Genomic DNA, 12,439 nt, shown 5'->3' on the forward strand with positions numbered 1-12,439 from the left:
GGAGCTTTCATGGACTTCGCCCTCACCGACGATCAACGCGCCATTCAGGACGCGGCCCGCGCCTTCGCCGAGGCCGAGCTGGCCCCGCACTCGGCCCGCTGGGACGAGGACAAGCATTTCCCTGTCGACGTGCTGAAGGCCGCCGCAGAGATGGGCTTCGCCGGCATCTATACGGGCGAGGAACATGGCGGCATGGGTCTGGGCCGGGTCGAGGCGGCGCTGATTTTTGAAGAACTGTCGCGCGGCGATGTGGCGACGGCGGCCTTCATCTCGATCCACAACATGGCGACGTGGATGATCGACAGCTTCGGTTCCGGCGAACTGCGGGCGCGCTTGGTGCCGTCGCTGGTCGGGATGGAGAAGATCGCCAGCTACTGCCTGACCGAGCCGGGCTCGGGCTCGGACGCGGCGGCGCTGCGGACGACGGCGGTGCGCGACGGCGACCACTATGTGCTGAACGGCTCCAAGGCCTTCATCTCGGGCGCCGGAACGTCCGACGTCTATGTCGTCATGGTCCGCACGGGCGGGGAGGGGCCGAAGGGCATCTCGACCCTGGTGGTCGAGGCGGGCACGCCCGGCCTGTCGTTCGGCGCCAATGAGAAGAAGATGGGCTGGAACGCCCAGCCGACCGCCGTGGTCAGCTTTGACGACTGCCGGGTGCCGGTCGCCAATCTGGTGGGCGAGGAAGGCGCGGGCTTCAAATACGCCATGGCCGGTCTGGACGGGGGGCGCCTGAACATCGCCGCCTGCTCGCTGGGCGGGGCGCGTCTGGCGCTGGAGACGGCGCAGGAATACGTCGCCGGCCGCAAGCAGTTCGGTCAGGCCATCGGCCAGTTCCAGAACACCCAGTTCGAGCTGGCGGACATGGCCACGGATCTGGAGGCCGCCCGCCTGATGGTTCTGCGCGGCGCCTGGGCGATCGACACCGGCCATCCGGAAAAGACCAAGTGGTGCGCCATGGCCAAGCGCCTGACCACCGACGCCTGCTTCCAGATCGCCGATCAGGCGCTGCAGCTGCACGGCGGCTACGGCTATCTGAAGGACTATCCGCTGGAGCGGATCGTGCGCGACCTGCGGGTGCACCGCATCCTGGAAGGCACGAACGAGATCATGCGGGTGATCATCGCGCGGGAGCTGGCGAAATGAGCGAAGCTGAAGTCATCACCCGCATTGAAAACGGCGTCGGCCGCATCACCCTGAACCGGCCCAAGGCGATCCATGCGCTGAACCGGTCCATGTGCGAGGCGATGATCGAGGCGCTGCTGGCGTGGCGGGACGACGCCGCCGTGGCCTCGGTGCTGATCGACCATGCGGGCGAGCGCGGCTTCTGCGCCGGGGGCGACATCCGCATGATCGCCGAGAGCGGGGCGGGGGACGCGTCAGAGGCCAAGGCCTTCTTCAAGACCGAGTATCAGCTGAACCATCTGATGTTCGTCTATCCCAAGCCGATCACGGCGGTGGTGGACGGCATCGTCATGGGCGGCGGCGTGGGCATCAGCGAACCGGCCGACGTCCGCATCGCCACCGAGCGCACCACCTACGCTATGCCCGAGACGGGCATCGGCCTGTTTCCCGACGTGGGCGGCGGCTGGTTCCTGCCGCGCCTGCCAGGCCAGACGGGGGTCTGGCTGGCGTTGACCGGCGCGCGGCTGAAGGCGGCGGATACGGTGGCGCTGGGCATTCACACCCACTTCGTGCCGAGCGAGGGCGTCGAGGCGTTCAAGGCCGAACTGCTGGCCGCGCCTGCCGACCCGAAAGCGGTCGCGGACCGCGTCGCCGCAGACGCCGGGCCGTCGCCGCTGGCCGCGCACCGCGAAGCCATCGACCGGTTGTTCGCCTTCGACACGGTCGAGGAGATCGTCGCCGCGCTTCAGGCTGACGGTTCCGAGTGGGCGCTGAAGCAGCTCGACATCCTGAAGACCAAGTCGCCGCAGTCGCTGAAGGTGTCGCTGCGCCAGATCCGCACTGGCGCGACGCTGACCGACTTCGCCGACAACATGGCGATGGAATACGCCCTGGGCGGCCGCGTGGTTCAGACCCATGACTTCCAGGAAGGCGTGCGCGCCGTCATCATCGATAAGGACAATGCGCCGAAGTGGTCGCCCGCCGAGCTTTCTTCGGTTTCCGACGCCCAGATCGAGGCCTTGTTCGAGCCGCTGTCCGCCGCTGAGGCATGGAAACCGCTGATCGACTGATTTCGTGCAAGCTTTGTTGTCCGGGTCGGGGGAAAAGCCTATCTTGGCGAAATGAGTAAGCGCTGGACCCCCGAATCCTGGAGAAACAAGCCCGTCCTGCATATGCCGACGGACTATCCGGACGCCGCCGAACTGGCGCGCGTCGAAGACGAGCTGCGCGCGATGCCGCCCCTTGTCTTTGCGGGCGAGGCGCGCAAGCTCACCAGCCATCTGGCCCAGGTCGAGGCGGGCGACGCATTCCTGCTGCAGGGGGGCGACTGCGCCGAGAGCTTCAAGGAGTTCTCGACCGACAACATCCGCGACACCTTCCGCCTGATCCTGCAGATGGCGGTGGTGCTGACCTTCGCCGGCCGCAAGCCGGTGGTGAAGGTAGGCCGCATCGCCGGCCAGTTCGCCAAGCCGCGCTCGTCCCCGGTCGAGGAGATCGGCGGGGTCGAGCTGCCGTCCTATCGCGGCGACATCATCAACGGCATGGGCTTCACGCCGGAAGAGCGCACGCCCGATCCGCAGCGCCTGATCCGCGCCTATAACCAGTCGGCCTCGACGCTGAACCTGCTGCGCGCCTTTGCGGGCGGGGGATACGCCGACCTGTACAATATCCACCGCTGGACGCTGGGCTTCGCCGACGACGGCGCGGGCGCGGCCTACCGCGAGCTAGCCGACAAGATCACCGAGGCCCTGGCCTTTATGGAGGCGGTCGGCGTCACGCCTGAGACGCACCCCGACCTGTCGCGCGTCGAGGTCTTCACCAGCCACGAAGCCCTGCTGCTGAACGTCGAGAGCGCCCTGACGCGCCTGGACGGCTCGACCGGCGAATGGTTCGACACCTCGGCCCACATGCTGTGGATCGGCGAGCGCACCCGCCAGCTGGACGGCGCTCACATCGAGTTCATGCGCGGCATCTCCAACCCCATCGGGGTCAAGTGCGGGCCGACCATGACGGCGGACGACCTGCTGCCGCTGATTGACGCCCTGAACCCGAACAATATTCCGGGCCGTCTGACGCTGATCGGCCGCTTCGGCCACGACAAGGCGGGCGACCGGCTGCCCGGCCTCATGCGGGCGGTGAAGGCGGCGGGCAAGCGCGTCGTCTGGTCGATCGACCCGATGCACGGCAATACGCTGAAGGCGGGCAACGGCTACAAGACCCGTCCGTTCGACCGCGTCATGGGCGAGGTCCGCACCTTCATCGACGTGGCGGAGGCCGAGGGCGTCCATCCCGGCGGCGTCCACCTGGAGATGACAGGCCAGAACGTCACCGAATGCATCGGCGGCGCCCAGGCGGTGACCGAGGACGACCTGTCGAGCCGCTATCACACCCACTGCGACCCGCGCCTGAACGCGGATCAGGCGCTGGAGCTGGCCTTCCTGGTCGCCGAGCGTCTCAAGGCCGGGCGGCAGGCCCGGTCCGAGGCCGCATGACGGCAGAAGACCACACGCCCGGCCGCGTCGCCTATCAGGGCGCGCCGGGCGCCTTCAGCCATGAAGCCTGCCTGGACCTGCGCCCGTGGGACGAGGCGGTCGGCTTTGAAACCTTTCAGGGGGCGATCGACGCGGTCCTGAGCGGCGACTGCCACTGCGCCCTGATCCCGGTCGAGAACTCGACCGTGGGCGTGGTCGAGCCCGCCGCCACTCTGGTGCGGGAGGCGGGATTGGTGGCGGTCAGCGACGCCTGGCGGCCGATCCGATTGGCCTTGATGGGCGTGCCTGACGCGCGCCTGTCCGACATAAAAACGGCCGAAAGCCATCCCGTCGCCCTGCAGCAGTGCTCCAAGGCTCTGAACGAGATGAAGATCTCGGCGATTGAAGTGTTCGACACCGGGGGCGCCGCCGCCGCCGTCGCCGAGGCGGGGGACGTCTCGCGCGCCGCCGTCGCGCCAGCGCGCGCGGCCGAGGTTTATGGGCTGATCGTTCTACGCAACGATTTGCAGGATTTCAGCGACAACCGGACGCGTTTTGTCCTGTTCACGGCCCCTGAGGCTTGACCGCGCATAAAATTTGCTGTTGTAAGGCCCGGTCGGATCAACCCTGATCCAGAAACCGGACCGGATTCATGTCCTCGCTGCGCGCACAAATGACCCTTGAAACCACCACGCGCGCGGTGGCCGGCTTTTATTTTGGCTGCGGCTATTACGGCTTTCGATACGCCGGCTGAGGCGTCGGGCTTCTAACCAAACCCTGACTGTCTCGCTGGCGACCGCTTCTCCCCAAGCGGCCAGTACGCGCGTTCACGCCTGACCTTCTGTCGGCGGGACGCGACCCCCCATCGAAATCCTATGCCGAAAGCCATCCCCCATGCCGCAGTCCGCCATCCAGCAAGTCTGGCCCGCTGAAATCACTGAAATGAGCGCAGAACAGAAGGCGCTGGCCGCCCTGCGCGCCGAAATCGACAGCCTGGACGATCAGATCCTCGAATTGTTCGAGCGCCGTCTGGCCGTCGCTGCCCAGGTGGGCCAGGCCAAGGACGCGCCCGTCGGTCCCCACACCAAGCTGCGTCCCGACCGCGAACAGGCCGTTCAGGCCCGCATCCTGAAACAGTGCGATCCCGAGAACCGTGAAGCCGTCGAGCACCTGTGGCGCGAGATCGTCGGCTGGGGCCTGGCGCGCCAGGGCCGTCTGCAGGTCCAGGTCTGGGCCCCGATCGATCCGTCCAAGGCGGTGGACGGCGCCCGGCTGCGTTTCGGCGCCGCCGCCGACATCAAGCTGGTCCTCGACCCGCAAGCCGCCCTGGCCCACGCGGCCGAGGGCAAGGGCGTGGCTGTCCTGTCCATCAGCGGCGACGATCCCTGGTGGATCGGTCTGCGCCGCGAGTGGTCGATGCTCAGCGTGTTCGACGGTTACGGGGGCGAGACGCCGACGTCTCTGGCTGTCGGCAAGATCGATCCGCCGGCCCTGCCCAAGGGGCGTCGCGTCGTCGTCACGGCGGGCGGCGATGCGGGCGACGGGTCGGGCGCGCGCCGCTGGGGCCTGAACACCCACCACGGCTGGACCCTGGCCCTGACCGACGCCGATGTGGCGCCGGGCGAGGTCGAGGGCGGCGTCGGCGCCATCGGCTGACGCAGGGCGTTAACTCCGTCTCAAAGCAGGGCGGGCGAGTGTGGCGACATGGCCCAGCCCGTCCTGCATCGACTGCCGCGTGTCGTCGCCCTCTCGGCGGCCGCTCTGGCGCTTGCGGGCTGCGGCGTGAACGAAGCCGACCCGCATCGGTTCGAGGCCCTGGCCCAGTCGGTCGCCGCTATTCCTGTATCGGCAGACGAGGGCGGGGAGAGGGACGACACAACGCGGCCAGCCGCGGCTCCCGGCGCTTCACATCAGCGCGCAGCGCCTCTGAAGGTTGAGCTGATGACCCCGCACGAGCTGTGGGACGCCCGCGACGGGCTGGGCGCCAAGGTTCGCCGGATGTCGGCTCCTGCGCCTGCTCCGACCGGCTATCATGATTTCGAGGCCCCCCCGCCCGTCGCCGCTGCGCCCGTCGTTCCCCTGCCAGGCGCGCCGGCGCCGACGGCCCGCCATGTGCAACTGGGCGCCTTCTCCAGCGAGGACAGCGCCCGGGCGGCATGGCGACGGATGAGCCAGGGGGCTGGCGGCGCGGCCTTGTCGGGGCTTCAGCCCGCCTATGAAGCGGTTGAGGTCGGCGGGCGCCGGCTGGTCCGGCTGAAGGTCGCCGCCACGGCTGAACAGGCGCAGGTTCTGTGCCGCGATCTGGCGGCGTCGGACCCCTGGTGCGCGCGCGCCGGCGGCGCTGCGGCCTGATCGTCCACAGGCTCAGCTTAAGGTTTCGTTGACGATTGGCCCTCGCGGCCCGATCCTGCGCGGCATGGGCGGGCTGCGGACAGAGATGAGTCGCGCCTGCTGATCACAGTGGGATTTCACATGGCGCAGCCTCAGGTCATCGTCATCGGCAATGAAAAGGGCGGGGCAGGCAAGTCCACCCTGGCCATTCATATCGTCACCGGCCTTCTGCACGCCGGGCGCAAGGTCGCGATTATCGACCTGGACCTGCGCCAGCGTTCGCTGGAGCGCTTCTTCGCCAACCGTATCGCCTGGACCAAGGCCAACGGCCATGAGCTGCCGCTGCCCATCGTTCCGGACATGGGCGACGGCAAGCTGCTGCATAAGGCGGATGAGGCCGAGCAAATGTCGCGCTTCGAGGCGGCGTTCAGCTACGCCAAGTCGTCGGCGGACGTCATCGTCATCGACACGCCGGGCGGGGACACCCCGCTGTCGCGCGCCGCGCACGGCCGGGCCGATCAGATCGTCACCCCGATGAACGACAGCTTCGTCGACTTCGACCTGCTCGGCGAGGTGGACCCGGTGACGCTGGATCTGATCCGTCCGTCCATCTATTCGGAAAGCGTCTGGGAGGCGCGCAAGCACCGCGCCATCGCCGAGGGCCGCCAGGTGACCATCGATTGGATCGTCGTCACCAACCGTCTGGCGGTGGCCGAGGCGCGCAACCGTCGCCGCCTTGCCTCGCGGATGGCCAAGCTGGCCAAGCGGGTCGGTTTCCGGGTCGGGCCGGGCCTGCGCGACCGGGTCATCTATCGCGAACTCTTCCCGTTCGGGCTGACGGTGGCGGACCTGTCGAATGACATCCGCCCGGTGTCGGTGTCCCTGGCGCACGTCGCCGCGCGTCAGGAGATGCGCAACCTGATGCAGGCCCTGGGTCTGGACGACGCCATCTCGGCGATGGACGCGGCGGCTTGATCGCTTCATGGGCTGATAGAGCTTCATGGGGTTGATCTGGCTGGGTCTAGCCGCCGTGGCCCTGTGGGCTCTGGTGCGGCTGGGCCGTCAGACCGAGCGCGCGCGGCGCGGCCACTGGCGCATCTCGGCGACAATATTGAGTGCGGCCCTGTTGGCCGGGGCTGTGCTGGCGGCGGCGCGCGGGGCGTGGCTGATCGGCGGAGGCATGGCGTTGGCGGGCGTCTGGCTGGCGGTGCAGTCGCGCGTCAGGCCCGTAGCGCCGAAGGCTCAGCCCTCAGAGCGGATGAGCGAAGCCGAGGCGCGGGCGATCCTGGGCGTGCCTCCAGGCGCTGACGCCCAGACGGTGCAGGCCGCCTGGCGACGCCTGATGGCGCGCGCCCATCCCGATCAGGGCGGCACCGAAGGGCTGGCCGCCCGCGTCAATGCCGCGCGCGATCGCCTGCTGAAGGAGTAGGGGACTCTTCGGTCAGAAGCCGAGTTCGGCCTCGCCGCGCAAAATGGCCTCGGCCTGCAGGGTGTGCTTGGCCCCCGCGCGGTCGTGGACGATCAACGGCGGCAGAAGGCGCAGCGGCGCCTTGCCCGTCTTGATGGCCTGAACCAGAACCCGCTTGGCGGGCTGATCGACGTAGGGCTGGATCGGGCGAATGGCGAACGAGCCGGCCTTGGGCGCGAGCAGCGACAGGATGTCGGCCAGCCGGTCGGCGCGGTGGATGATGACGATGCGTCCGCCCTCGCGCACCGCCTTCAACAGAAACCCGGTCCATGCGGCCAGGCCGTCGTCGGCCATCCAGGCGCCGCGCTTGCCCTCTGCCGGAGCGCGCAGGGCGCCGGGGTCGTCGAAGAAGGGCGGATTGCTGACAGCCCAGTCGAACGGCGGCAGGTCCAGGGCGCGGAAGGCGTGGGCCACGTCGCCGTCCAGGATGGTCGTGCGCGAGGCGGCGCGGTTCAACTCGGCGTTCTGGCGGGCCAGGGCGGCGGCGGCGGCGTCGCGCTCCAGCCCGGTCAGCAGGGCCTCGGGCCGTCGCGCCGCGATCTGCATCAGCACCGCCCCGGCGCCGCAACCGGCCTCGATCACCCGTTCGCCCGGCCGAGCGCTTACCGCAGCGGCCAGCAGAGCCGCATCCAGACCGGCGCGATAGCCGCGCGCCGGCTGGCGCAGGCGGACGCGTCCGCCCAGCAGGGCGGATTCCGCAACTTCAGCGGCGGTTGTAAGGGATGACTCGGCTTGACCCATCATGACGCCGCCACCATTGTGCGCCGCGTCGCGTCCGGGCAAGCGGATGCGTGTGAATTTCGGGCGAATCTCCCCCTTCGCCCCTGTGCTGAAAGAGATTTTCGTGGACGCAGCTCTCGCCGTCGCCTCCCGGCCCAAGGGCGACGTGGACGCCCTGGTTCGTCTGGCCAAGGACGACATGGCGGCGGTCGACGCCCTGATCATTGCGCGGATGCAGTCCGACGTGCCGGTGATCCCCCTGCTGGCCGAGCATCTGGTTTCGGCGGGCGGCAAGCGTCTGCGTCCTCTCCTGACCGTCGCTGCGGCCCGCGCGACGGGACAGACGGGCGATATCGAAGGCCCCAAGAAACTGGCCGCTTCGGTCGAGTTCATCCACACCGCCACCCTGCTGCATGACGATATCGTCGACGGCTCGGAAATGCGTCGGGGCAAGGTCGCGGCGCACCTGATCTGGGGCGCGGCCTCGTCGGTGCTGGTCGGCGACTTCCTGTTCGCGCGCGCATTCGAGTTGATGGTCGAGACGGATTCGCTGCGGGCCCTGGGCATCCTGGCCACGGCGTCCAGCGTCATCGCTGAGGGCGAGGTCCTGCAGCTGACGCGCGCCCACGACCTGAATCTCGATCTGGACACCTATCTGCAGATCATCCGCGCCAAGACGGCCGAGCTGTTCGCCGCCGCCGCCGAATCCGGCGCGGTCGGGGCGGGCGCAACGGATGAACAGGTCGCGGCCCTGCGTGACTATGGCATGGGCCTGGGCATCGCCTTCCAGTTGGCGGACGACGCCCTGGATTACGGCGGCGCGACCGAGACGCTGGGCAAGAACGCCGGCGACGACTTCAACGAAGGCAAGGCGACCCTGCCGCTGCTGCTGGCCGTCCAGCGCACCAAGGGGACCGAGGACCTGTTCTGGGACCGCGTCATCACCAAGGGCGACCGCAAGCCCGAGGATTTCGAGCGGGCGCGCCAGTTGATCGTCAGCAGCGGCGCCGTCGAAGCCACGCTGGATACGGCGACTGAATACGCCGACCGGGCTAAGGCCGCCCTGCATGTGCTGCCAGCCGGGCCGTGGCGCTCGGCGCTGGAGTCCCTGGCCGACTTCGCTGTCAGCCGGGCGACCTGATGCTGGCGGCGCTTCTTGTCGCCGGGCAACTGGGCGCGCAACAGCCGCCAAGTTTTACATTGAGGCCAGAGCCGGGCGACGCCCTGAGCGCGCAGCTGTTTCGTCTGGAGCCGGGCGATCCGGGCGGTCAGGCGCGCGCCCTTCTGGGCGAGGACATGACGCGCGATGAGGCTGCACTGGCCGTGCGTTCGGTGCCGCCACTGATCATGCTGTATCGCGAGGGCAGCCTGCCCGACGGCCCGATCGTGCTTTACGCAGGGCCCGAGGTCGAGGGCGAGCCGGACGCCGCCTGTCGCCTGTCATTCCCGGCGGGGTGGTCGACAACTCGCGTCGCGCTATCGTCTGGTGCAGCGAGTTCATCCTGAAAACGGCGCCGACGTTGAACATTCCGCCGGCGCCGGTTCACTGAGAGCTTATTTCAGGCTGGCGCAGAAGCGCTGGATGCGGGTGCAGCCTTCTTCCAGCACGTCTTCCGACGTGGCGTAGCTGATGCGGAAATAGGGGCTGAGGCCGAAGGCCGCGCCCTGCACCACGGCCACGCCCTCGGCGTTCAGCAGTTCGGCGGTGAAGGTCTCGTCATTGTCGATGACCACGCCCGAAGGCGTCGTCTTGCCGATCAACTGCTCGATCGACGGATAGACGTAGAAGGCGCCTTCCGGCTTCGGACAACGAATGCCGTCGGCCTGATTCAGCATGGACACGACCAGGTCGCGACGCTTCTCGAAGGCGGCGGCGCGCTCGGCCAGGAAGTCCTGCGGACCGTTCAGGGCCTCGACGGCGGCCCACTGGCTGATGGAGGAGGGGTTGGAGGTCGTCTGGCTGGCGACCTTGCGCATCAGGTCGATCAGGGGCTTGGGGCCGCCCGCATAGCCGATGCGCCAGCCGGTCATGGCGTAGGCCTTGGACACCCCGTTGCAGGTCAGGGTGCGATCGTAGAGGTCCGGCGCCACCTGGGCGATGGTGACATAATCGAAGTTGCCATAGACGAGGTGCTCATACATGTCGTCGGTCAGGATCCAGACCTGCGGATGCTTGCGCAGCACCTCGGCCAGGGCCTCCAGCTCGGCGCGAGTATAGGCGGCGCCGGTCGGGTTCGACGGGGAGTTGAGGATCAGCCACTTGGTCCTGGGCGTGATGGCCGCGTCCAGCACTTCGGGGCGCAGCTTGAAACCGTCGGCTTCCTCGCCGACCACGGTGACGGGCTCGCCGCCGGCCAGCAGCACCATGTCCGGGTAGGACACCCAGTAGGGCGCGGGGACGATCACCTCGTCGCCCGGATTCAGGGTGGCGACGAAGGCGTTGTAGATCACCGGCTTGCCGCCCGAGGCGACGTGGATCTGGTTGGTCTCGTAAGTCAGCCTGTTTTCACGGGCGAATTTGGCGACGATCGCGGCCTTCAACTCGGGCATGCCGTCGGCGTCGGTGTATTTCGTCTCGCCGCGCTTGATGGCTTCGATGGCCGCGGCCTTGATGTTGTCCGGGGTGTCGAAGTCCGGCTCGCCAGCGCCCAGGCCGATCACATCGCGACCCTGGCGTTTCAGCTCGCGCGCCTGGGCGGTCACGGCCAGGGTGGCCGAAGGCTTGACGCGGGCGAGGGAGGCGGACTGAAGGCTGGACATGGCTATCCTGTCTGGAGGATGGGAAGAAAGCCGGGGAGGCGAAGGCTTGATACGCAACCCCGCAGGGCCGCACAACGTTTGTGCGCGTCCGGGACGATCAAAAGGCGATTTGGGCGAAATCTATGCGGCGAGTCGTCGATTTTCTGCTGAATATGGAGGCCAGACGGTGGCGAACCCTGGCCGTGACCCTGCTGCTGCTGGGGGGAATCGTCGCCTTGTTCGCCCTGGGCAAGACGCAGTTGGCGCTGGGGGCCGAGGATCGGCTGGAGGACTGGCTGGCGGGGTATCGCGTCGGGCCGTGGGGGCTGGTTGCGGCGGTTGTTGTTTTCACCCTGTCGGCCTTCATCGGCGTGCCGCAGTTCTTGCTGATCGCCGCCTGCGTGGTGGCGTTCGGGCCGTGGTTCGGATTCCTTTATAGCTGGATCGCCACCATCGCCTCGGCGGCCGTGACCTATTGGCTGGGGCGCGGGCCGACGGCGCGGACGCTGGAGCGGTACGGCGGCGGGACGGTCGAGCGCATCCGCAGGTTCGTCGGACGCAACGCCTTTTCGGCCAGCTTCATCATCCGCAATGTGCCCTCGGCGCCCTTCATCGTCGTGAACATGGCCTTCGGCGCCGTGCGCGCCTCGTTCCCGGCGTATCTGGCGGGGTGCGCGCTGGGCGTCCTGCCCAAGACGGCCCTGGTCGCCTTCTTCGGCGGCTCCTTCATGGCGGCGGTCAGCGGCGACGGGGTGTGGACCTCGGTGATCCTTGCGGCGGTCGCCGCCGTCTGGCTTGTATTGATGCTGGCGGTGCGTGAGTGGGTGAAGCGCCGTGAGGCTGCGCGCGGCCTGTCAGTCGATTGATCGGAGAACGACCATGCTGAAGCTCTATTACTCTCCCGGCGCTTGCGCCGTCGCCTCGCACATCGGCCTGGAAGAGGCGGGCGCCGACTATGAGATCGAGAAGATCGACCTGCGCGCCGGTCAGCAGCGGACGCCCGAATATCTGGCGATCAATCCGGCGGGCGTGACCCCGGCGCTGAAGACCTCCGAGGGCGTGATCACCCAGAATGCGGCCATCCTGGCCTATGTGGCGCAGACGCATCCGCAGGCGGGGTTGGCCGATCTGGACGACCCGTTCGCCTTTGCACGTCTTCAGGCCGTCAACGGCTGGCTGGCCTCGTCGCTGCACCCGGCCATCGGCAAGGCGCTGTTCTCCAAGCCGCCGCTGGAAGGCGAGGCGAAGGAGGAGGCCGTGAAGGTCGCGCTGGAGAAGTACGACCTGGCTGAGAATCATCTGCTGACCGGCCCCTGGGTCCTGGGCGAAGATTATTCGATGGCGGATGGTTATCTGATGGTCTTCACGCGCTGGGCGCGTCAGGCGGGCCTGCTGGACAAGACCCGGTTCCCTAAGCTGAACGATCACCTGGACCGGGTGCAGGCGCGCCCGGCCGTACAGCGCGTGCTTGAGGCCGAAGGCATTCAGGCGGTCTGACCCGCGCGCCCCTCAAGCGGGGCTGGAAAGCTTGACCGGCAAGGCTTTCAAGCCTTGCCGTGACAAGCCTGTGATCGACAAGCCATAG

General features: G+C 68.1%; 14 protein-coding genes. 12 read left to right on the forward strand and 2 right to left on the reverse strand.

The window, feature by feature from the left end:
* Nucleotides 1-9 precede the first annotated feature (9 nt).
* From PIB44_RS07220 to PIB44_RS07255, 8 genes are all read left to right on the forward strand, one after another.
* Nucleotides 10-1,146: an isobutyryl-CoA dehydrogenase gene (locus PIB44_RS07220; protein ID WP_025976774.1), complete on the forward strand. Its 1,137-nt coding sequence runs from the start codon at nt 10-12 to the stop codon at nt 1,144-1,146.
* Nucleotides 1,143-2,195: an enoyl-CoA hydratase/isomerase family protein gene (locus PIB44_RS07225; RefSeq protein ID WP_278070886.1), complete on the forward strand. Its 1,053-nt coding sequence runs from the start codon at nt 1,143-1,145 to the stop codon at nt 2,193-2,195. The genes PIB44_RS07220 and PIB44_RS07225 overlap by 4 nt, the downstream gene beginning before the upstream one ends.
* Before the next feature lie 51 nt (nt 2,196-2,246).
* Nucleotides 2,247-3,617 carry a class II 3-deoxy-7-phosphoheptulonate synthase gene (locus PIB44_RS07230; RefSeq protein ID WP_025976776.1) on the forward strand — a complete coding sequence of 457 codons (1,371 nt, stop codon included), beginning with the start codon at nt 2,247-2,249 and terminating at the stop codon, nt 3,615-3,617.
* Entirely contained in the window at nt 3,614-4,180 is a 567-nt protein-coding gene (locus PIB44_RS07235; RefSeq protein ID WP_025976777.1) for a prephenate dehydratase domain-containing protein, read from the forward strand. The genes PIB44_RS07230 and PIB44_RS07235 overlap by 4 nt, the downstream gene beginning before the upstream one ends.
* A 358-nt stretch (nt 4,181-4,538) precedes the next feature.
* Nucleotides 4,539-5,252, forward strand: coding sequence for a chorismate mutase (locus PIB44_RS07240; RefSeq protein ID WP_235599231.1), 714 nt, complete (start codon nt 4,539-4,541; stop codon nt 5,250-5,252).
* A gap of 48 nt (nt 5,253-5,300) precedes the next feature.
* Complete coding sequence (locus tag PIB44_RS07245) at nt 5,301-5,948, forward strand: SPOR domain-containing protein (protein WP_278070887.1); 648 nt, start codon at nt 5,301-5,303, stop codon at nt 5,946-5,948.
* 120 nt (nt 5,949-6,068) lie between these two features.
* Nucleotides 6,069-6,902 carry a division plane positioning ATPase MipZ gene (locus tag PIB44_RS07250; RefSeq protein ID WP_025976780.1) on the forward strand — a complete coding sequence of 278 codons (834 nt, stop codon included), beginning with the start codon at nt 6,069-6,071 and terminating at the stop codon, nt 6,900-6,902.
* Nucleotides 6,903-6,927: 25 nt separating this feature from the next.
* Complete coding sequence (locus PIB44_RS07255) at nt 6,928-7,356, forward strand: J domain-containing protein (RefSeq protein ID WP_278070888.1); 429 nt, start codon at nt 6,928-6,930, stop codon at nt 7,354-7,356.
* A gap of 12 nt (nt 7,357-7,368) precedes the next feature.
* On the opposite strand, the gene PIB44_RS07260 is transcribed toward PIB44_RS07255, so the two are convergent.
* Nucleotides 7,369-8,139 (reverse strand): tRNA1(Val) (adenine(37)-N6)-methyltransferase, encoded by a 771-nt coding sequence (locus PIB44_RS07260; protein WP_278070889.1) that lies wholly within the window; start codon nt 8,137-8,139, stop codon nt 7,369-7,371.
* A 142-nt stretch (nt 8,140-8,281) separates the two neighbouring features.
* Between PIB44_RS07260 and PIB44_RS07265 the strand changes: the two genes are divergently transcribed.
* Both PIB44_RS07265 and PIB44_RS07270 read left to right on the forward strand, forming a co-directional pair.
* A complete protein-coding gene (locus PIB44_RS07265; RefSeq protein WP_278070967.1) occupies nt 8,282-9,256 on the forward strand; it encodes a polyprenyl synthetase family protein in 975 nt (324 codons plus the stop codon).
* The gene (locus PIB44_RS07270; protein ID WP_278070890.1) at nt 9,256-9,621 is read left to right on the forward strand and encodes a hypothetical protein; all 366 of its coding nucleotides are present in this window, start codon (nt 9,256-9,258) and stop codon (nt 9,619-9,621) included. The genes PIB44_RS07265 and PIB44_RS07270 overlap by 1 nt, the downstream gene beginning before the upstream one ends.
* Before the next feature lie 48 nt (nt 9,622-9,669).
* On the opposite strand, the gene PIB44_RS07275 is transcribed toward PIB44_RS07270, so the two are convergent.
* Nucleotides 9,670-10,875 (reverse strand): pyridoxal phosphate-dependent aminotransferase, encoded by a 1,206-nt coding sequence (locus PIB44_RS07275; protein WP_278070891.1) that lies wholly within the window; start codon nt 10,873-10,875, stop codon nt 9,670-9,672.
* Nucleotides 10,876-10,997: 122 nt separating this feature from the next.
* On the opposite strand from PIB44_RS07275, the gene PIB44_RS07280 reads away from it, so the two are divergent.
* Entirely contained in the window at nt 10,998-11,720 is a 723-nt protein-coding gene (locus tag PIB44_RS07280; protein ID WP_025976786.1) for a TVP38/TMEM64 family protein, read from the forward strand.
* Nucleotides 11,721-11,733: 13 nt separating this feature from the next.
* Nucleotides 11,734-12,351 carry a glutathione S-transferase family protein gene (locus tag PIB44_RS07285; protein WP_278070892.1) on the forward strand — a complete coding sequence of 206 codons (618 nt, stop codon included), beginning with the start codon at nt 11,734-11,736 and terminating at the stop codon, nt 12,349-12,351.
* The last annotated feature ends 88 nt before the right edge of the window (nt 12,352-12,439 follow it).

The organism is Brevundimonas sanguinis, from assembly GCF_029636725.1.
In the GTDB taxonomy this organism is placed as follows: Bacteria; Pseudomonadota; Alphaproteobacteria; order Caulobacterales; family Caulobacteraceae; genus Brevundimonas; species Brevundimonas sanguinis.